Origin of the sequence: Microbacterium meiriae (assembly GCF_025143875.1) — a bacterium.
Taxonomy (GTDB): Bacteria; Actinomycetota; Actinomycetes; order Actinomycetales; family Microbacteriaceae; genus Microbacterium; species Microbacterium meiriae.
This window is the reverse complement of record NZ_JAMBDU010000002.1, coordinates 148899-167683: the sequence shown is the minus strand read 5'-3', so window position 1 is coordinate 167683 and position 18785 is coordinate 148899. Positions and strand designations below refer to the sequence as shown.

The 18785-nt window shown below is 70.7% G+C and carries 18 protein-coding genes and 1 pseudogene; 11 read left to right on the top strand and 8 right to left on the bottom strand.

Annotated elements, in window-relative coordinates; all coding sequences use genetic code 11:
- Positions 1-2: 2 nt before the first annotated feature.
- Genes rpmF through mutM form a run of 3 tightly spaced genes read left to right on the top strand, consistent with a single transcriptional unit; the run spans position 3 to position 1771 of the window.
- Complete coding sequence (rpmF, locus tag M4D53_RS02310; RefSeq protein WP_013586329.1) at positions 3-212, top strand: 50S ribosomal protein L32; 210 nt, start codon at positions 3-5, stop codon at positions 210-212.
- Between the two features lie 10 nt (positions 213-222).
- Positions 223-915 carry a ribonuclease III gene (rnc, locus tag M4D53_RS02305; protein ID WP_060923098.1) on the top strand — a complete coding sequence of 231 codons (693 nt, stop codon included), beginning with the start codon at positions 223-225 and terminating at the stop codon, positions 913-915.
- A complete protein-coding gene (gene mutM, locus M4D53_RS02300) occupies positions 908-1771 on the top strand; it encodes a bifunctional DNA-formamidopyrimidine glycosylase/DNA-(apurinic or apyrimidinic site) lyase (protein ID WP_259951669.1) in 864 nt (287 codons plus the stop codon). Before rnc ends, mutM begins: the two co-directional genes overlap by 8 nt.
- Positions 1772-1802: 31 nt before the next feature.
- On the opposite strand, the gene M4D53_RS02295 is transcribed toward mutM, so the two are convergent.
- The 4 genes from M4D53_RS02295 to M4D53_RS02280 all read right to left on the bottom strand — a co-directional run bounded on the left by M4D53_RS02295 (position 1803) and on the right by M4D53_RS02280 (position 5386).
- Complete coding sequence (locus M4D53_RS02295; protein WP_259951666.1) at positions 1803-3122, bottom strand: FtsX-like permease family protein; 1320 nt, start codon at positions 3120-3122, stop codon at positions 1803-1805.
- On the bottom strand, positions 3119-3814 hold the full coding sequence (locus M4D53_RS02290) for an ABC transporter ATP-binding protein (protein WP_259951665.1): 696 nt from the start codon (positions 3812-3814) through the stop codon (positions 3119-3121). The genes M4D53_RS02295 and M4D53_RS02290 overlap by 4 nt, the downstream gene beginning before the upstream one ends.
- A 99-nt stretch (positions 3815-3913) precedes the next feature.
- On the bottom strand, positions 3914-4993 hold the full coding sequence (locus M4D53_RS02285; RefSeq protein ID WP_259951663.1) for a GNAT family N-acetyltransferase: 1080 nt from the start codon (positions 4991-4993) through the stop codon (positions 3914-3916).
- A 108-nt stretch (positions 4994-5101) separates the two neighbouring features.
- Positions 5102-5386, bottom strand: coding sequence for a hypothetical protein (locus M4D53_RS02280; RefSeq protein WP_187663970.1), 285 nt, complete (start codon positions 5384-5386; stop codon positions 5102-5104).
- A gap of 519 nt (positions 5387-5905) precedes the next feature.
- On the opposite strand from M4D53_RS02280, the gene smc reads away from it, so the two are divergent.
- On the top strand, positions 5906-9451 hold the full coding sequence (gene smc, locus M4D53_RS02275) for a chromosome segregation protein SMC (RefSeq protein WP_259951662.1): 3546 nt from the start codon (positions 5906-5908) through the stop codon (positions 9449-9451).
- A 124-nt stretch (positions 9452-9575) separates the two neighbouring features.
- Here smc and M4D53_RS02270 read toward each other — a convergent pair whose 3' ends face one another.
- Positions 9576-10253, bottom strand: coding sequence for an alpha/beta hydrolase (locus tag M4D53_RS02270; protein ID WP_259951659.1), 678 nt, complete (start codon positions 10251-10253; stop codon positions 9576-9578).
- 28 nt (positions 10254-10281) lie between these two features.
- Between M4D53_RS02270 and ftsY the strand changes: the two genes are divergently transcribed.
- Both ftsY and M4D53_RS02260 read left to right on the top strand, forming a co-directional pair.
- Entirely contained in the window at positions 10282-11154 is an 873-nt protein-coding gene (ftsY, locus tag M4D53_RS02265) for a signal recognition particle-docking protein FtsY (protein ID WP_025103328.1), read from the top strand.
- A 43-nt stretch (positions 11155-11197) separates the two neighbouring features.
- A complete protein-coding gene (locus tag M4D53_RS02260; protein ID WP_060922216.1) occupies positions 11198-11698 on the top strand; it encodes a DUF2004 domain-containing protein in 501 nt (166 codons plus the stop codon).
- Between the two features lie 10 nt (positions 11699-11708).
- On the opposite strand, the gene lipA is transcribed toward M4D53_RS02260, so the two are convergent.
- Positions 11709-12698, bottom strand: a complete 990-nt coding sequence (lipA, locus tag M4D53_RS02255; RefSeq protein WP_259951656.1) for a lipoyl synthase — start codon at positions 12696-12698, stop codon at positions 11709-11711.
- Positions 12695-13345 (bottom strand): lipoyl(octanoyl) transferase LipB, encoded by a 651-nt coding sequence (gene lipB / locus M4D53_RS02250; protein ID WP_259951655.1) that lies wholly within the window; start codon positions 13343-13345, stop codon positions 12695-12697. The genes lipA and lipB overlap by 4 nt, the downstream gene beginning before the upstream one ends.
- 87 nt (positions 13346-13432) lie before the next feature.
- On the opposite strand from lipB, the gene M4D53_RS02245 reads away from it, so the two are divergent.
- The 4 genes from M4D53_RS02245 to ffh all read left to right on the top strand — a co-directional run bounded on the left by M4D53_RS02245 (position 13433) and on the right by ffh (position 16771).
- The gene (locus M4D53_RS02245; protein ID WP_259951654.1) at positions 13433-14020 is read left to right on the top strand and encodes a TetR/AcrR family transcriptional regulator; all 588 of its coding nucleotides are present in this window, start codon (positions 13433-13435) and stop codon (positions 14018-14020) included.
- Positions 14021-14086: 66 nt separating this feature from the next.
- Positions 14087-14689 carry a hypothetical protein gene (locus tag M4D53_RS02240; protein ID WP_259951653.1) on the top strand — a complete coding sequence of 201 codons (603 nt, stop codon included), beginning with the start codon at positions 14087-14089 and terminating at the stop codon, positions 14687-14689.
- Complete coding sequence (locus M4D53_RS02235) at positions 14686-15195, top strand: RNA polymerase sigma factor (protein ID WP_259951651.1); 510 nt, start codon at positions 14686-14688, stop codon at positions 15193-15195. The genes M4D53_RS02240 and M4D53_RS02235 overlap by 4 nt, the downstream gene beginning before the upstream one ends.
- A 13-nt stretch (positions 15196-15208) precedes the next feature.
- A complete protein-coding gene (ffh, locus tag M4D53_RS02230; RefSeq protein ID WP_187663977.1) occupies positions 15209-16771 on the top strand; it encodes a signal recognition particle protein in 1563 nt (520 codons plus the stop codon).
- Between the two features lie 154 nt (positions 16772-16925).
- Here ffh and M4D53_RS02225 read toward each other — a convergent pair.
- A pseudogene (locus tag M4D53_RS02225) lies at positions 16926-17693 on the bottom strand (EamA family transporter); the annotation flags it as partial.
- A 78-nt stretch (positions 17694-17771) separates the two neighbouring features.
- Here M4D53_RS02225 and M4D53_RS02220 point away from each other — a divergent pair.
- The gene (locus tag M4D53_RS02220; RefSeq protein WP_259951650.1) at positions 17772-18647 is read left to right on the top strand and encodes a LysR family transcriptional regulator; all 876 of its coding nucleotides are present in this window, start codon (positions 17772-17774) and stop codon (positions 18645-18647) included.
- The last annotated feature ends 138 nt before the right edge of the window (positions 18648-18785 follow it).

The following is an 18785-nucleotide window of genomic DNA, read 5'->3' as shown; positions in this document are numbered from 1 at the left end:
TCATGGCTGGTAACCCCCCGAAGCGCAAGGTCTCCCGTTCGAACACCCGCTCGCGTCGCGCGCAGTGGAAGGCGGAGGCCCCCGCGCTCGTCAAGACCATCGAGAACGGCAAGGTCGTCTACAGCCGTCCGCACCAGGCGAAGGTCGTCACCGACTCGCAGGGCACCGAGCTCTTCCTCGAGTACAAGGGCCGCAAGGTCGCCGACGTCTGAGTCGCGAACCGTGACGGAGGTCCCCGGGGGGACGAGGCCTCTCCCAGACAAGCTCCGCGTCGATATCGACGCGGAGCTTCTGGAGTTGGCCCTCACCCACCGCTCCTACGCGTACGAGCACGGCGGCATCCCGCACAACGAGCGTCTCGAGTTCCTCGGCGACTCGGTGCTGGGGCAGGCCGTCACGGTCATGCTGTTCACACGGCACCCCGAGCTCGACGAGGGGGAGCTGGCGAAGCGTCGTGCGAGCGTCGTGTCGACGGTCGCCCTGGCGGAGGTCGCTCGCGGCATCGATCTGGGCAGTCACCTGCTGCTCGGACGCGGTGAGGAGCAGACCGGTGGTCGCGACAAGGACTCGATCCTCGCGGACACCATGGAGGCCGTCATCGGCGCCACCTACCTGTCCGCCGGGCCCGAGGCCGCGACGGCGCTCGTCCTGCGTCTGACCGAGCCGTTGCTCGCCGACCCCGAGCGGTACGGCGCGGCGATGGACCCGAAGACCAGCCTGCAGGAGCTCGCGGCACGCCTCGGCGCCACGCCGCCGCAGTACTCGGTCGAGGCCAGCGGCCCCGACCACGACCGGCGCTTCACCGCGACCGTGGCCGTCGGCGACGTTCGCATGACGGGTGCCGGCAGCAGCAAGAAGACGGCGGAGATGGCGGCGGCACTCAGCGCCTGGCGCACCCTCAGCGAACGTGCCTGAGCTCCCCGAGGTCGAGGTCGTCCGCTCGGGCCTCGCCCCGGCCGCGGTGGACGCCGTCATCACCGGCGTGAGCGTGTTCGATGAACGCGCTCTCACTCGGCATACCGCCGGAGCCGTGGACTTCGTCCATCGTCTGGAGGGTCGCCGCTTCACCGCGGCCGCGCGGCGGGGCAAATTCCTCTGGTTGCCGCTCGATTCCGACGACTCCGCTCTGATCGCGCATCTGGGCATGAGCGGCCAGATGCTGCTCCGCGCGCCGGACGCTCCATCCGAGCGGCACGAGCGGATCCGTCTGAGCATCGAGCACCCGCGACACGGCGAGCTCGCGATCGTGTTCGCCGATCAGCGCACCTTCGGATCGCTGGCCGTCGATGCCCTCGTCCCCGACGGTCCCTCCCGGATCCCGACGCAGGTGGCGCACATCGCGCGTGACCCGCTCGACCCGTTCTTCGACGACGCGGTCTTCCGTGCTGCCCTCGCCCGGCGGCACAGCGCGATCAAGCGGGTGCTGCTGGACCAGGGTGTCGTGAGCGGCATCGGCAACATCTACGCCGACGAGTCGCTGTGGGCGGCCCGCATCCATCCGGAGACACCGGCCGACGCTCTGCCGACCCGGGCCGTGAATCGCCTGCTCGCCGAGGTGCGGTCGGTCCTGCAGAAGGCTCTCGCCGAGGGCGGCACGAGCTTCGATGCCCAGTACGTCAACGTCAACGGGCAGGCCGGCTACTTCGCGCACTCCTTGAACGCCTACGGTCGTGGCGGGAAGCCCTGTCCGCGCTGCGGCACGCCGATCACCCGTGCCGCCTTCATGAACCGCTCCTCGCACTTCTGCCCGCGCTGCCAGCGGAGGCGCTGACCCGGGCCGGTATCCCCGGCCCGCGACCGCATCACGCCGGAGCGAAAGCACGATCCAGCAGCGGACGGGTCGCCCAGGTGCTCGCCCACACGACTCCGATGCCGACGGCGACGACGGTCGCGATCGTCATCAGCGAGAGGGGCGAGACGATCAGCGCGATCCCCACCAGCGGGAACACGAGCACCGCAGCGCACAGCGCGGATCCCACCGCCGTGACGAGCAGCGGCGACATGATCGCGCGACGGCGCGCGCGGTCCACGGTCTCGACGGGCATACCCAGGTGGTGCAGGCTCCGGTGCAGGTCGCTCTTGTCGAGCACATCCGAGGCCTGATTCACACCGACGGAGGCGGCAACCATGAGGAACGAGCCGACGAGGGTGATGATGAGCCCGGTGCGGATGTCCTCCGCGAGCGCGATGCTGGAGGGATCGTCACCGGCCCCGATCGTGTTGAGGAGGGCGACGCCTGTGCCGGCGAAGACGGCCATGAAGCTCGCCATCGCGATCCCGCCGACCTGACGCCAGGCTGCCTTCGGAGCGTCGAGCACGAGGCGTGCGGCCAGCAGCCGTTCGGGACGCTCCGCCCGCCGAAGCTGACGTCCCGCCGACACCTTCAGCACCCATGGGCCGAGCACGTTCAGGACCGTGAGGGCGAGCGCGAACGTCGCCGCGAGCACCGCGATCGTCGCCACGATCCCGCCGATCATCGGGAAGACCTTGACGAGCACGAACGCGAAGGCGATGCCCACCACCGCGATGACGGCCCGGACCCAGTGCACGTTCGTCGGCGCCGTGCGCGTTCGGACTCCGAGTGGCGAGATGACGACGCGGCGCAGCCCCACGACGGCACTTCCGGCGGCGAGCACGAGCACGCCGGCCACGACAGCGGCGATCATCACCGGAGGGAGCACGACCGCAGGCAGGCCGAGCGGCTCGCCACGGAACGGGATCAGACCGATGAGCGGGCTCAGGGCCAGATGGCCGCCGACACCGATGATCGCGCCGGTGGTGGCGACGAGGACGGACTCGACGACGGTCGCCGTCGTCACCCCGCCCGGAGTCACCCCGAGCAGACGCAGAGTGGAGAGACGTTCGTCGCGGCGTCGGGCGGACAAGCGGGCGGCGGCGCCGCCGAGCGAGGCCAGCGGCACGACCAGGAGGACCAGGGCGATGGCGGCGAGCGCCTGGTACAGGACGGCCTCGTCGTCGGTCCAGGTCCAGAAGGCCTGGGCCCCGCCGACGACGGTGAGGACGAGGGTCGTGACGACCGCGAAGGCGACGATCGGGAGCGCGAGGACGCTCCGCTGTCCGGGAGCGGGACGCAGGAGCAGGCCGAGGACGGAGAGGTTCACGCGTTCACCGCCGAACCGAGGATGCGGCCGTCCCGGACAGCGACCGTGCGGGTGCAGCGGGCGGCGACGTCGGCGTCGTGCGTGACGACGATGAGGGTGCGGCCCTGTCCGGTCGTGGACCACAGGAGCGCGTCCATGACCTCGGCGGAGGTGTGCGAGTCCAGGGCGCCGGTCGGCTCGTCGGCGAAGACGAGGTCCGCACCCGTGGCCTGGGCTCTGGCGATGGCCACGCGCTGGGCCTGTCCTCCCGACAGCTCGCCGATGCGCCGTTCCTCCATGCCGCCGAGACCCAGTGCCGCGAGCCACGACGCCGCGTGGGGGAGTGCGTCCTTCTTCGCGACACCGTTGATCATCGAGGCGAGGGCGACGTTCTCCACTGCCGTCAGCTCGGGGATCAGCAGTCCCTGCTGGAAGAGGAACCCGAACCGCTCGCGACGCAGCCGGGAGCGCGCCGCCTCGCCGAGCGCGGTCACCTCGATGGGCGTTCCGGTGGACGGGTGGAAGACCACGCGCCCGCTGTCCGGGGCGGTGATGCCCGCCAGCACGTGCAGGAGCGTGGTCTTGCCCGACCCCGACGCTCCCATGATGGCGACGGACTCGCCGCGGTGCACGGTGAGGTCGACTCCGGCGAGGGCGTGTGTGACGCCGTAGGTCTTCACGAGGGCGTGGGCTTCGATCGCGGGAGTGTTCATGTTCCCAGCCTCGCCGGAGACCTGTGCCGGTGTCGTCGGTCAGGCGGATGAAGCTGAGCGGCAGCCGTCATCCGGGAGGATGACGGCTGCCGCTCGTCCTCAGATCTTCTTCTGCCACGCGCCCGCGTACGACACGGGAACGAAGCCGATCGCCTCGTTGATGTCGAGCATCGGCCGGTTCTCCTCGGCGTTGAACGTGGAGACCACGTCTGAATCCGGGACGAGCTCCCGCCACCGCAGGAGGTTGGCGCACTTCACGATCGTTCCGAGGCGATGGCCGCGGTGGTCCTTGGCGACCAGCGTCCCGAACTGGTGGGTGGTCCCGGTCTTCTCCGCACCGATCAGCAGCTCGTTGTACGCGACGAGGGTGCCGGACGGGACATGCTCCACGGCGACCACGGACACCGTCTGGCCGGCGCCCGTGAGACGAGCATCGCGGCGGACGACCCGATCGGCGTCGTAGACCTCGGCGACGAAGTCCATGTCGCCACTGGGGGCGTCGGTCGACAGTCGGGCGAGCACCGCGGCGTATCCGTCGCGGAACTCCGGCGGGGTGGGCAGCTCCCACTCGACCACGCGGTAGTCCGGTCCCGCGACCGCGAGCGCCGCGTCCAACGCGCGGCGCAGGGGCTCCGGGTCGGCACGCAGGTCGAGCTCGCTGTTGCGCTCCACCTGCTCCAGCGTGAAGCCGCGGGCTTCGACCACGTCGCTCAGCGCTGTCGCCGGGATGCGCCCCCATCCCGTGCGCGGTTGGAGCATGCGGTCGGCCTCCTCGGGGCGGTGGAGGGTCCAGATCTGCAGGACGCTCCGGCCGCGCTCCCTGGCCTCGGTCTCGGCGCGGTCGAGCAGCGCGTCCTCGACACCACGCCCGGTGTGGGCGGCCGGGACGAGGAGGTCGAGCTCGGCGGCGTGCGCGTCCTCCTCCTGTGCGAAGGACACCGTCACCATGCCGATGATGTCGTCCCCCTCGCGCGCCACGAATCCGAGGTCCAGCGCATCGGAGTCGTCCTGCCAGTTGGGCAGCATCTGCGCGGCGTCCGGGGCGAGGTCGGGGAGGCCGACCTGCTCGTCGCAGATCTGTCGATTGAGGGCGCCGTAGGCGCGGAAGTCCGCGGCGTTCGCATCGGCGAGGGTGGCCGGGACGATCAGCGGCGTGATCGTCAGTGCGGCGGTCGTCATGTCGGGTCCTTCGTGTCGGAGGGAGGAGGAGGTGCCGGGTGGCCCGGCGTCCGTCCGCAGCTGTACGGACGGACGCCGGGTCGGCGTCGATGCGGTCGTCATCGTCTGTCAGCGCATTCCGCGCTGCATGTCGTGCATGAGGAGGGCGTGCGCCTCCGCAGCCGAGCGGTGACGCTGCTCTCCGACGAGGAACAGGTCGCCGGGATCGACGGTCCACGACCGGCGCGGACGCCGGGGCCGCTGCGCCCGCTGGAACAGCCAGAGGCCGATCCGGAGCGAGAGGCGGTCCGCGATGCCGAGCTGACGCAGCTCGTCGTCGCGGGGGATCTGGAGGACCTCGCGGTCCTCGGTATCGGGCGGATGGGTGGTGCTGCGTGACAGCGTGATGTTCACGATGGTTCCTTCGAAAGGGATGGATGGGGTGCGGAAGCACCACGTCAGGACCGAGTCGTCGGCCGCGACGGGTGCGGACGAGAGCAGCGCCTGTGGGGCCGCGGAATGCGGAGGCCGGAGGCGGGGATCCATGATCCGAGGGGATCAGAGGGTGGGACGCGACAGAACAGGCGGGAGAAGACCCGGATCGGGTCTGCGTTCCCAGGCTGCGGTTCTAGCCGAGCGAGCCGTGACGGACGCCGGCGGTCACCGATGCCGCGTGGCGCGGCGCAGAGTGCGCAGGCGCGGCGAGGCCAAAGACCTCTGCGGTGTGCTGAGTGATCATCATCGGTAACCTCCTTTCGTGTGGCGATCCGGAGGCCACCGTAGCGAAACTCACAGGAGATCGTCAAGCATTTCGTGCTAGCACCGGCGTGTCGCGATCGAGCCGGGGTCCGTGACGACCGCGCGGGATACCGGCCGTTCCGCGGGATTCCGGTAGCGTAGCGGCGTGAATCTCCCCGGACGAGCGGTCGCCCCATGCACCTGAAGAGCCTGACGCTCAAGGGGTTCAAGTCGTTCGCACAGCCGACGACCTTCGTGTTCGAGCCCGGCGTCACGTGCATCGTCGGACCGAACGGCTCCGGCAAGTCCAACGTCGTCGACGCCCTCGCCTGGGTGATGGGGGAGCAGGGAGCGAAGACGCTCCGCGGCGGGAAGATGGAGGACGTCATCTTCGCCGGCACGTCGACCCGCGGCCCCCTCGGGCGTGCCGAGGTGCAGCTCACCATCGACAATGCGGACGGCGCGCTGCCCATCGAATACGCCGAGGTGACCATCAGCCGCACGCTGTTCCGCAACGGCTCCAGCGAATACGCGATCAATGGGGAGGGCTGCCGTCTCCTCGATGTGCAAGAGCTGCTCAGCGACTCCGGCCTCGGCCGCGAGATGCACGTCATCGTGGGTCAAGGACGGCTCGACACGGTGCTCCAGGCCTCGCCGGAGGATCGACGCGGCTTCATCGAGGAGGCGGCGGGCATCCTCAAGCACCGTCGGCGCAAGGAGAAGACGCTGCGCAAGCTCGACGCGATGGAGGCCAACCTCACGCGTCTGAGCGATCTCGCGGGGGAGATCCGCCGCCAGCTCAAGCCGCTCGGCCGCCAGGCCGAGATCGCGCGCGAGGCGCAGACCATCGCCGCCGTCGTCCGCGATGCCAAGGCCCGACTGTTCGCCGACGACGTCGTTGCGCTGCGCACAGCCCTCGCCGACCACACCCGGACCGAGCAGGAGCGGCACACCGAGCGCCTGGTGCTGTCCGACCAGGCCGAGACCGTGCGCGCCGGGATCGCTCGGCTGGAGAAGAACCAGAACTCGATCGCCGTCGACGAGGCGCGCAGCGTCGCCTTCGGGCTCGAGCAGGTGCAGGAGCGGGTGCGCGGGCTCTACACTCTCGCCAACCAGCGCCTCGCGCTTCTCGGGTCCGAGGAAGACGACGCGGCCGTGACCGCGGTGACCGTCTCACAGGCGACGATCGACGAGGCAAAGGAGGACATCGAGACGATCTCGTCCGGCCTCGGCGATGCGCAGGACGCCGCGGCTGCGGCGAGTCGCGAGGTCGTGAACGCCCGCGCCGAGCTCGACACGCTCGACGTGGACATCGCGGAGCAGAGCGCGCTCGTCTCCGAGTACGACATGCGACTGTCCTCGCTCCGCGGGAACGCCGATGCGGCGGCATCGGCCCTGGCCGCCGTCCGCGGCGCCGTGCTCCGCCAGGAGAACGCCCTCGAAGCCGCGCACGCCCGGCGACGAGAGGCCGAAGAAGCCCTGGAGGCGATCGACGACGCCGAGGCCCCCGAGGGCACGGCCGTCGAGTACGCCGCGGCCTACGAGAGCGCTCAGCGTGCGGCGACGGCGGCGGAGGCGGAACGGGAGAGCCTGCGCGAACGGCTGCATGCCGCCGAGCGCGAGGTCGACGCCCTCACCGCGAAGGCCGCCGCCCTGAGCAGTGCCCTGTCGCTGTCGGGAGGCGCCGCCGAGATCGTTGCCGAGGGGGGTCCAGGGGTCCGCGGTCTCGTCGGTGATGCCGTGCAGGTGCGGGCGGGATACGAAGCCGCGATCGCGGCCGTCCTCGGTCCGCTGGCCGAGGGTGTGCTGGTCGGTTCCGCGGAGGATGCGTTCATCCTCGCGGCGGAGGCCGCAGAGCGCCGCCGGGGCGTGGTCGACTTCGTGGTCGCCGATGCCCCGAGGGAGCAGCCGACACCCCCGGCCGTCGACGGCGTGATCGCCGCGACGGAGACGGTGACCGCGCCGGACGGGATCCTCGGCATCCTGGCGCACGTTCTCATCGCCGACGACCTCGATGCGGCGCGTGCCGCGCGGCGCGTTCTCGACGCGAGAGGCGACACCTCGACCACGATCGTGACCACCGGCGGCGACGTCATCACCGCTCAGACCCTGCGCACGGGTTCCGGAGGGGAGCGTTCGCGCCTCGAACTCGCGGCGGAGCGGGACACCGCGACCGAGCGGCTCACCGAGATCCAGGTCGTCGTCGACTCCCTCCGCGAGGCGCGTATCGACGCCGACGAGGCCGTGGAGGAGACGCGGCGTCAGGCGAAGGACGCGCTGCGCGCGTTGCGCGAGCACGACGCCGCCCTCGCGACGCACGCGGAGCAGCTCAACAAGGTGACCGTGCGTCACGAGGCCGCTGTCGCCGAATGCGATCGCCTGGAGACCGGACTCGCCCAGGCGCAGGCCGCCGTGGCCGACGCGGAGGCGAAGGCGGAGGCGGCGAAGGCGGAGCTCGATGCCGCGGTCGCCGCGCCGCGTCCGGTGCTCGACGCCTCGGCGCGCGACGGTCTGTTGGAGGCACTGGAGAGCGCCCGCGAGGGCGAGGTCCGGGCTCGTCTGGAGGTCGAGACCCTGCGGGAGCGGGTCCGGGCGGCGCAGTCCCGGGTGACCGCATTGGAGCGGCAGCGCGAGCAGGAGCGGGACGCCGCGGCAGAGGCCGCCCGACGCGCCGTCATCCGCCGGGCGCAGCGCGAGGCGGCATCCGGAGTCGTGGACGAGCTGCCGCGCATCCTCGACTCCCTCGACCGCTCCGTGACCGAAGCCCGCGTCGCTCTCGCGGAGGCGGAAGCCGCCCGGTCGGCGCAGAACGAGGAGCTCGTCGCGCTGCGCGCCCAGGAGTCGTCGCTGCGGGAGCGTCTGGCCGGGCTCACGGAGAGCGTTCACGGCCTGGAACTGCAGATCCACGAGAAGAAGCTCCACCTGAACAGCCTGTTGGAGCGCGTCTCCTCGGAACTCGCGCTCGACGAGGACGTGCTCGTCGCCGAGTACGGGCCGGACCAGCTCGTGCCGCGGGATCCCGGGGCGGAGCCGGCCGATGGCGAGCTGCTCGACGACACCGCGATCCCGTTCGACCGCCGCATCCAGCAGCGGCGTCTCGCGGACGCGGAGCGGAAGCTCGCGCAGCTCGGGCGGGTCAACCCGCTGGCACTGGAGGAGTTCGCCGCCCTGGAGCAGCGTCACGCGTTCCTCACCACGCAGCTCACGGACCTGACGCAGACCCGGCAGGATCTGCTGACCATCATCGCCGACCTCGACGAGCGCATGCAGACGATCTTCGCCAGCGCGTTCGAGGACACCAAGGAGGCGTTCGGCCAGGTCTTCCCGCTGCTGTTCCCCGGCGGCACCGGCAGCATCTCGCTGACCGATCCGGACAACATGCTGACGACGGGCATCGAGGTCTCGGTCCGTCCCGTCGGGAAGAAGATCGAGCGGCTCTCGTTGCTGTCCGGCGGAGAACGGTCGCTGGCCGCGGTGGCGCTCCTGGTGGCGATCTTCAAGGCGCGTCCCAGCCCGTTCTACATCCTCGACGAGGTCGAGGCCGCCCTCGATGACGCGAACCTGGGCCGGCTCCTCACCGTCTTCGAGCAGCTGCGGGAGAGCTCCCAGCTCCTCGTCATCACGCACCAGAAGCGGACGATGGAGATCGCCGACGCGCTCTACGGCGTGTCGATGCGTCAGGATGGCGTCTCGGCCGTGGTGGGTCAGCGCGTCGGCGACCGCGCCGCCGCCGCCGTCTGAGTCCTGCCGCCCTCCCTCGGCGGGCACAGCTTCGGAGATCATGGCCCTCATCCGGCGTGTCGATGGTCGGATCCGGCGTGTCGCCCGCGGTCTCCGAAGCTGTGACCGGACGGACGGGGCCGGGTCACATCGCGAGGGAGCGTTCGAAGCCCGTGATCACAGTCGGGAAGTCGGGATGGTCCTGCGGGCGGTGAGCGAAGCCGGGGAGCATCATGTGGTCGGCTCCGACGTCGACGAGCCTGCTGGCGATGATCTCGTACTCCTCGTTCCATCCGCCGGTGACAACGAGGGTCGGCACGCCGGCGAGACAACGCTCCCGGATGCCGTGACCCCAGGGAAGGTTCGTGGTCGCCCACCGCTGCGCGACCGCGCGCTCGTCCTCCCAGCGCTCCCGGGTGGACGGGCCTCCGAACATGAGCGGGCGCAGGATGGACCAGAAGCCGAAGAGGTCGCCCTGCGTCACCCTCGCCCGTGCCTCCGTCACCACCGCGATATGCCGCTCGATCGGAGCTTCACCGCGGGCGATGTCGTACAGGGCGGGCTCGACGAGGACGAGGCCGGACACCCGCAGGCCGTCGGCGACGGCGCGGACGGCGGTCACCGCGCCGATCGAGTGCGCGAACACGAGCGGCGTCCGGTCACGCTCTCCCTCGACGAGAGCGCCCGCCTGCGCTTCGACGGACGACTCCGGCGGGAAGCTGAGGAAGGTCCCCGACTCCGGATCCTGCGAGGGCCACGCGGTGGTGCCGCGTCTCCCGGCACCGTGCAGGAACACCCGGTGCGGGAGCGGCGCGCGGTGCATCCCTGGATGCTACCCGTAGGCTGGACGCATGGCAGAGAAGTCCTGGTCTCTCGGTCGCGCGCTGCGCGGCATGTTCGTGAAGCCCACCATCGACGAGACGACGTGGGAAGACCTGGAGACGGCGCTCATCACGGCGGACTTCGGCCCCGACATCAGCGAACGCATCGTCGAAGAGCTGCGCGACAAGGTCGCGAAGTACCGCACCACCGACCCCAAGGACCTCCAGCGCATGTTGCGGGAGACCCTGGAGGAGCACTTCGCGAAGTTCGACACCACTCTGAAGCTCACCGAGCGGCCCGCCGTGGTCCTCGTCGTGGGTGTGAACGGCGTGGGCAAGACGACGACGATCGGGAAGTTCACGAAGTTCCTTCGCGGCTACCAGCGGAGCGTGGTGGTGGGGGCTGCCGACACCTTCCGTGCGGCCGCCGTCGACCAGCTCGCCACCTGGGCCCAGCGCGGGGGAGCGGCGATCGTCCGCCCGCAGCAGGAGGGGCAGGACCCGGCCTCCGTCGCCTTCCAGACCGTCGAATACGCCAAGCGCGAGGGCATGGAGATCGCGATCATCGACACGGCGGGGCGACTGCACACCAAGGGCGGTCTCATGGACGAGCTGGGCAAGATCCGCCGCGTCGTCGAGAAGCAGGCCCCGATCAGCGAGGTGCTCCTCGTCCTCGACGCCACGACGGGACAGAACGGGGTGATGCAGGCGGAGACCTTCCTGCAGCACGCGGGCGTGACGGGGCTCGTGCTCACGAAGCTCGACGGCTCGGCCAAGGGCGGCTTCGTGCTCGCCGTGCAGGAGCGGACGGGCATCCCGGTCAAACTCCTCGGACAGGGCGAGGGCATCGACGATCTGACCGGTTTCACGCCGCACGTGTTCGTGCAGGCGCTGGTCGGCTGACACAGGGCTTCCGCCCCGAGCACCAGGCTGGTTTCATAGCGTTATGGCGATCGAACACGACTACTTCGGACTGCTGTCGTCGGGCCCCGACGGCTCGATCTTCTGGTCGGAGACGGTCGAGCTCGGCGACCAGAGCGTGACCGTGGACCTGACGGCTCCGGACCAGGACGACGTCTCCGCCGACGCCCTCGACATCGCCGCCGGACTCATCGCCGGTCTGGAGAACGTGGACGCGACCGCGCGCCGCGGAATGCTCGCCGAGGTGGACGACCGCACGAGTGAGGTGACCGAGTACATCCTTCAGCAGCAGGAGGTGTTCGGCGACGACCTCCCCGACGTCCTCATCGACGTGTCCGGGGACGCGGCCGTGGACATCATCCGGTCGCTGCGCCTGATGAGCATGACGATCCTCGCCGACGAGCACGGTGGCTCCGAGCCGTTCGCCGTCCTGGAGTACGCGCTCGATGACAGCGCCACCGACGACGTGCTGCTCGTGAACCTCGGTTCCGACGGCAGCGTGCAGTCGGTGATGAGCGCCGACTGACCGCCGCCCGTCAGACGGCCTGCGCGAACCCGAGGTCGGCGCTGTCCGCGATGTGCGCGAGATGAGCGGGGATCTCCCGTCCCTTCGAGCTCATCGACTGCGCCCAGAGCCGCCCGGCGCGGTACGAGGAGCGCACGAGAGGACCGGCGAGCACCCCGAGGAAGCCGATCCGCTCCGCCTCCTCCTTGAACTCGACGAACTCGGCGGGCTTCACCCACCGGGAGACCGGAAGGTGCCGCGGCGTCGGGCGGAGGTACTGGGTGATGGTGATGATGTCGCAGCCGGCGTCGTGGAGGTCCTGCAGCGCCTGGACGACCTCCTCCGGCTCCTCGCCCATGCCGAGGATGAGGTTCGACTTCGTGATGAGTCCGGCATCGCGAGCCTGCGTGAGCACGTTCAGCGAGCGCTCGTAGCGGAACGCGGGGCGGATGCGCTTGAAGATGCGGGGCACGGTCTCCACGTTGTGCGCGAACACCTCGGGGCGTGCATCGAAGATCTGGCCGAGGAAGGCGGGGTCGGCGTTGTGCTCGTTCGCCAGCAGCTCCACTCCGGTGTTCGGGTTGAGCTCGTGAATCTTCCGCACCGTCTCGGCATTGAGCCAGGCTCCGGTGTCGGGGAGATCGTCGCGGGCCACGCTCGTCACGGTCGCGTAGCGGAGGTTCATCCGCTGCACGCTCTCGGCGACGCGTCGTGGCTCGTCGGTGTCGTAATCCGCGGGCTTGCCGGTGTCGATCTGGCAGAAGTCGCAGCGGCGCGTGCACTGCGACCCGCCGATGAGGAAGGTCGCCTCGCGGTCTTCCCAGCACTCGTAGATGTTCGGGCAGCCGGCCTCCTGACACACGGTGTGCAGGTCCTCGCTCTTCACGAGGGAATGCAGCGCCGAGTACTCCGGTCCCATCTTGGCCTTGGTCTTGATCCACTCGGGCTTGCGCTCGATCGGGGTCTCGGCGTTGCGGATCTCGAGGCGGAGGAGCTTGCGCCCCTCGGGTGCGGCGGTCATGCCGGGACTCCTGTCAGGTCGGGTGCGTGGGCGGTGCGGAAGGCGTCCTGCACGGCGTCGACGAGGTCGAGCGGGCCGATCACGCGGCCGGACACCTCGCTCACCGTGGTCACGCCGGCGTCGGTGATGCCGCAGGGGATGATGTCGCGGAAGGGCGCGAGGCTGTTGTCGCAGTTGATGGCGAAGCCGTGCATGGTGACGCCCTGCTGCACGCGCACGCCGATCGCGGCCACCTTGTCCTCCGACAACGGTCGACGCACCCATACCCCGCTCCGCCCCTCGACCTGGTGACCGTCGACTCCGAACGGGCGCAGCACCTCGATGAGGATCCGCTCCAGCCGCCGGACGTGCGCTACCACGTCCATCGGCTCCGGCAGCCGGAAGATCGGGTAGCAGACGAGTTGCCCCGGCCCGTGCCAGGTGATCTTCCCGCCGCGGTCGACGTCGATGACCGGGGTCCCGTCCTGGGGGCGCTCGTGATCCTCCGTGCGCTTCCCCGCGGTGTACACGGCCGCGTGCTCGAGCAGGATGAGGGTGTCCGGGCGGGCGCCGGAGACCACGTCCGCGTGCACGCGGCGCTGCAGGGCCCAGCCCTCTTCATAGGGGACGGGGGTCGGCATGAAGCCGGGAGTGAGGATGTCGAGCATGCGTCGTCCCTTCCCTCGAATACATGGATTGCGTCCAACAATACATCCTCGTCCGGGCCGCGGCGTCCCGCGCGGTACCGTGAAGTCATGAACCGGACTGGTCGCGCCGGCCGCCCGAAGGCTTCCTCGCGCGAGACCCTCGCCGAGGCCGCCTGCGAGCTCTTCCTGGAGCGCGGGTACGAGGCCACCTCCATCGCCGACATCACCCAGCGGGCGGGGGTCAGCCGGTCGAGCTTCTTCAACTACTTCACGTCGAAGAGCGACGTGCTGTGGTCCGGCATCGACGAGCGCATCGGCGTCGCGATCGCCGCGCTGAACGACCTCGGCCGGGCTGCCACGGGGGAGCGGGTGCGCGGGATCCTGCAGGGGATCGTGGACGATTTCGCCCCGGATCCGTTGGCGTTGGCGCTGCGGAATGCGGAGGCCATGGCGCTCGAGGTGGAGCTGGTGCGGGAGACGGGTGTCCGTCTGGCCCGCCTCGCCGCCGCGGTCTCCCGTGCGGCGTGCGCGGCGGGTATCGATGTGATGCGTGCGGACGTGCTGGGAGCGGCGCAGGCGGCCGCCGTCCTGTCCGCCCTGCGCGTCTGGGCCGAGGAGGGGGCAGGCCGCGGCACTCCGGAGTCCGTGCTCCGCGAGGCGCTCGCCCGCGTGCACGATCTGCCCTGGGGGGAGTGACGCGCGGACGGATCGGTGTCGGCCGGACACGTCAGTGATGAAGGCATCCCTGACGAGGAGGACACCATGACCACGGATCCGCTGGACGACCTGCTGGACGGCTCGGCGCCGCCCACCCCCGCCCTCGCTGGACACGAGCTGCGGGCGATGATCGACGCGTCCCGTGGGCGCGCTCGGCCCCGCCTCCGGTCGCGCGGTGTGATCGCCGCGGTCACGGCGGTGGTCCTGGTGGGCGGCGCCGGGGTGGCCACCGCCTCCTCCGACTGGCTCTGGGGCGACGGCCTCGAGGATCCCGCGCGGAGCTACCGGTTCACCGCGCCGACCTGGGGAGAGTGCGAGATCCGCTTCAGCCGCCTGGACACGCACAACCCGCTGATCCAGGCCGATGTCGATCGTGTGATCGATCAATGGTTCGCCTCGGCGGATGTGGAGGCGGAGGCCGCGCCCTACGTGCACGGCCAACTGCGGATGCTCGAGCAGGGCGACGAGGCCGCGGGTGTTCCGACGACGGATCAGAATGCGGCGGACACCCGCGCCTGGATGGCTCATGAGGGCGCGTTGAACGAGGCGCTCCACGCCGAACTCGAGGAGCACGGGTTCGGTCCGATCCCCGGAGCCGACTCCCACTCCCAGGTGCATTGCGACGACGAAGCCTGGAGCGGCGAGTGAGCAGCCGTGCCGACGACGCGGCGCTGATCGGCGCGTTCGAGGCGTGCGCCCCGGATCTCCTGGCCTACCTCGCGCGTCGGGTCGGGGCGGATGACGCCGGCGACCTGCTCGGCGAGCCGATGGTCGTCGCCTGGCGGCGCGTCCGGCATCTGCCCGACGACCCCGAACGGGCGCGGATGTGGTTGTTCGGAGTCGCTCGCAAGACCCTGCTCAACCACGCCCGCGGTGAGAGGCGTCGGCGCGCCCTGCACGAACGGGTGCGGGGAGAGGGAGAGGGATCCCGGCTGCAGGCACCGCCGGCGGACGGGGGCGCGGAGGTGCGCGACGCCATCGCCCGCCTGGATCCCGACCTCGCGGAGGTCATCCGCCTGGTGCACTGGGACGGATTCAGCCTGACCGATGCGGCCGCACTGCTCGGGGTCCCCGCGTCCACGGTCCGGGGGCGTCACCAGCGGGCCAAGACACTGCTCCGTGCCGCGCTGAGCGTGGAGGCTCCGCTCGCGTAGAATCGTAGGCACCATGGCTACCTTTGGCACGCTCTCCGATCGGCTCACCGACACCTTCCGCAACCTGCGCACGAAGGGAAAGCTCACCGCCGCCGACGTCGACGGCACGGTGCGCGAGATCCGTCGTGCTCTGCTCGACGCCGACGTCGCGCTCGCGGTCGTCAAGGACTTCACCGCCAAGGTGCGCGAGCGCGCTCTCGGCGACGAGGTCAACAAGGCACTGAACCCCGCGCAGCAGGTGGTGCAGATCGTCAACGAGGAGCTGGTCCAGATCCTCGGCGGAGAGCAGCGGCGCCTGCAGTTCGCCAAGACCGCGCCGACCGTGATCATGCTCGCCGGTCTTCAGGGCTCGGGAAAGACGACGTTCGCCGGCAAGCTGGCCAAGCAGCTCGAGGGCGAAGGGCACACGCCCCTCCTCGTCGCCGCCGACCTCCAGCGCCCGAACGCGGTGAACCAGCTCCAGGTGGTCGCCGAGCAGGCCGGAGCCACGGTGTACGCGCCCGAGCCGGGCAACGGCGTCGGCGATCCCGTCAAGGTGTCGCGCGACGGCGTCGAGCACGCCCGCCGCCAGCAGCACGACGTGGTCATCATCGACACCGCCGGCCGCCTCGGCGTCGACGCCGAGCTCATGAAGCAGGCCGCCGACATCCGCAAGGCCGTCGACCCGGACGAGGTGCTCTTCGTCATCGACGCGATGATCGGTCAGGACGCGGTCAACACCGCTAAGGCCTTCCAGGAGGGAGTGGACTTCACCGGCGTCGTCCTCTCGAAGCTCGACGGCGACGCCCGAGGCGGAGCGGCGCTCTCGGTCGCCTCGGTCACGGGGCGTCCGATCATCTTCGCCTCGACGGGCGAGCGGCTGGAGGACCTCGAGCCGTTCCACCCCGATCGTATGGCCAGCCGCATCCTCGACCTCGGTGACATCCTCACCCTCATCGAGCAGGCGCAGCAGGCGTTCGACGAGGACGAGGCGCGCAAGGTCGCCGAGAAGCTCGCGAACGAGGCCTTCACCCTGGAGGACTTCCTCGAGCAGCTTCAGCAGATGAAGAAGATGGGCTCCATGAAGAAGATGCTCGGGATGCTCCCGGGCATGGGGCAGATGAAGCAGCAGCTCGAGGACTTCGACGAGCGCGAGATCGACCGCACCGAGGCCATCATCCGCTCCATGACGCCGGTCGAGCGTCGCAACCCCAAGATCCTCAACGGTTCCCGTCGTCTGCGCATCGCGCGCGGCTCCGGCATGACCGTCACCGACGTCAACCAGCTCGTGCAGCGCTTCGAGCAGGCCGCGAAGATGATGAAGACCGTCGCTCGTGGCGGCACGCCGAACATCCCGGGCATGGGTCCGGTGCCCGGCATGGGCAAGCCCGGGGCCTCGTCGAAGCGCGGCAAGAAGGGCAAGGGCGGCGGCGGAAACCGCTCCCGCTCCGGCAACCCGGCGAAGCGCGCGGCGGAGAACGCCGGCCTCGCGGCTTCCACGGCACCCACCGGCTCGGGCTTCGGCCTCGGCGGGGGAGCGGAGGCACCGTCGGAGGCCGACCTCGCCGAGATCCAGAAGCTGTTCGGCAAGGGCTGAGCGGCCGGGACCTCAGCGCACGGCGACGGGCGCGGCCGAGGGATCGACCGCGGTCGCCGGCGTTCCTCGCGGCCCGCGCCGCGAACTGCCCGCCTATGAGGGCGGCGAGCGTGATCAGGATGCCCGCCACCTGGACCAGGGTGAAGCTCTCGCCGGCGATGAGCACGCCGAGCAGCGTCGCGACGATCGGCGAGAGCAGTGCGAGGAGGCCCGGCACGATCACGGGCAGGCGCTGGATACCGCGGAACCAGAGCGTGTAGGCGATGATCCCTCCCGCTGTCGCGAGCCAGAGGTAGCCGAGGAGCGCACCCGCGTCGAGGGCAGGAGGCGGACCCTCGACCACGAAGGTGAGGGGGAGGAGCAACAGCCCTCCCGCCGTGAGCTGCCACCCCGCGTAGGCCACGGGACCGACGCCGGAGGGGCGGCCCCAGCGCTTGGTCAGGATCATCCCGAGGCCGGTGGCGGTCACGCCGCCGAGAGCCGCGACGAGGCCCCAGAAGTCCAGCGCGGCGGCAGGGCCGAGGACGACGAGGGCGACCCCACCCGCTCCGGCGACGGCTGCCGCGGCCGTCACGGGGCGGATGCGTTCTCCGAGGACGAGCGCCCCGAGTCCCGACACGATCAGCGGCTGCGCTCCGGCGACGGCGGCGGCGACTCCCCCGGGGAGGCGTTCGGCGGCGAGGAACAGCAGCGGGAAGAACGCGCCGATGTTGAGGGCGCCGAGCACGAAGGCCTTGCCCCACCAGGACCCGTGCGGCAGACGGCGGGCCAGCAGCACCGCGAGGAGACCCGCAGGAAGCGAGCGGAGGAGGCCGGCGAGGAGCGGATGTCCGGCGGGGAGCAGCTCCGTCGTCACCAGGTACGTCGTACCCCACGTCGCAGGGGCGAGAGCCGTGACGAGGGTGAGGGTGAGGCGGTTCATGTCACCAGGGTGCGCGCATCCGGGGTATGAGTCCAACGCATTCTTGTCACACCATCTATGAAGCGAGATCATGGGTGGATGGAGCTCCAGCAGCTGCGGTATGTCGTCGCCGTGGCGGACACCGGTTCGTTCACCCGCGCGGCGGAGCGCTGTCATGTCACGCAGTCGGCGCTCAGCCACCAGGTCGCCGCTCTCGAACGCGAGTTGGGCGTGCGACTGTTCGCGCGCACCAGTCGCAGCGTCCGCGCGACCGAGTCCGGAGAGGCGTTCCTCCGCCCCGCGCGTGTGGCGGTCCGCGCCGCAGACCAGGCCCGGGAGGATGCGGCGGCGGCGAGCGGGAAGGTGGTGGGCACGCTGCGGCTGGGCGTCATCCCCACGGTGACCGCTGTCGACGTCCCCGGGGTTCTCGTGGCCTATCGCGCCGCGCATCCAGCCGCCCGCGTGGAGCTCCGTGAGGGGAACAGCGATGCGCTCGTGGCGGCGATTCGTCAGGGCGATCTCGACGCCGCATTCCTCGGGCTCCGGGAGGGCGTGGAGCCCGAGGGGGTCGCCTCCCGCGCGCTGTCCCGGGAACCGCTGGTGGCCGTGGTGCCCCGCGGGCATGAGCTGGGCCGGGCGAGGGAGGTGCAGCTGAGCGACCTCGCGGACTCCGCGTTCGCCGACTTCCCCGCCGGCACATCGGGGCGAGCGCAGACCGACGCGGCATTCCTGGCCGCGCGGGTGCGGCGTGATGTGGCTTTCGAATCCGACACGGCCGCGAGTCTGATCGGTCTGGTCGCTGCGGGCCTCGCCGTCACCCTGCTCGCGCCCGGGGTGGTGCAGGGGTATCGGGAGGTCGTCGACACGGTGGCGGTCCAGGATGGCCCGGTCCGTGTGGAGCACCTGGCCTGGGACGCCGCGGCACCGCGCAGCGCCGCGCGCGCGTTCCTCGACATCGTCGCGGCAGCCTCCTGAGACCCTGATCGGTCTGCACGACCAGGGAACGGGTGCACGACGGAACCGCCGGAACGGGTGGGCAACCGTATTCGGATCGTGCAGGTGAACGGGCGGATGGCGGCCCGGAGACGACGAAGCGGGCCCGGGAAGAACCCG

Excerpts from the sequence above, each read along its gene's own strand:
- rpmF (WP_013586329.1), top strand. The coding sequence starts at position 3 with ATGGCTGGTAACCCCCCGAAGCGCAAGGTCTCCCGTTCGAACACCCGC.
- M4D53_RS02290 (WP_259951665.1), bottom strand. The coding sequence starts at position 3,814 with ATGAACACTCCCGCGATCGAAGCCCACGCCCTCGTGAAGACCTACGGC.
- M4D53_RS02285 (WP_259951663.1), bottom strand. The coding sequence starts at position 4,993 with ATGACGACCGCCGCACTGACGATCACGCCGCTGATCGTCCCGGCCACC.
- smc (WP_259951662.1), top strand. The coding sequence starts at position 5,906 with ATGCACCTGAAGAGCCTGACGCTCAAGGGGTTCAAGTCGTTCGCACAG.
- M4D53_RS02270 (WP_259951659.1), bottom strand. The coding sequence starts at position 10,253 with ATGCACCGCGCGCCGCTCCCGCACCGGGTGTTCCTGCACGGTGCCGGG.
- ftsY (WP_025103328.1), top strand. The coding sequence starts at position 10,282 with ATGGCAGAGAAGTCCTGGTCTCTCGGTCGCGCGCTGCGCGGCATGTTC.
- M4D53_RS02260 (WP_060922216.1), top strand. The coding sequence starts at position 11,198 with ATGGCGATCGAACACGACTACTTCGGACTGCTGTCGTCGGGCCCCGAC.
- lipA (WP_259951656.1), bottom strand. The coding sequence starts at position 12,698 with ATGACCGCCGCACCCGAGGGGCGCAAGCTCCTCCGCCTCGAGATCCGC.
- lipB (WP_259951655.1), bottom strand. The coding sequence starts at position 13,345 with ATGCTCGACATCCTCACTCCCGGCTTCATGCCGACCCCCGTCCCCTAT.
- M4D53_RS02245 (WP_259951654.1), top strand. The coding sequence starts at position 13,433 with ATGAACCGGACTGGTCGCGCCGGCCGCCCGAAGGCTTCCTCGCGCGAG.
- M4D53_RS02240 (WP_259951653.1), top strand. The coding sequence starts at position 14,087 with ATGACCACGGATCCGCTGGACGACCTGCTGGACGGCTCGGCGCCGCCC.
- ffh (WP_187663977.1), top strand. The coding sequence starts at position 15,209 with ATGGCTACCTTTGGCACGCTCTCCGATCGGCTCACCGACACCTTCCGC.
- M4D53_RS02220 (WP_259951650.1), top strand. The coding sequence starts at position 17,772 with ATGGAGCTCCAGCAGCTGCGGTATGTCGTCGCCGTGGCGGACACCGGT.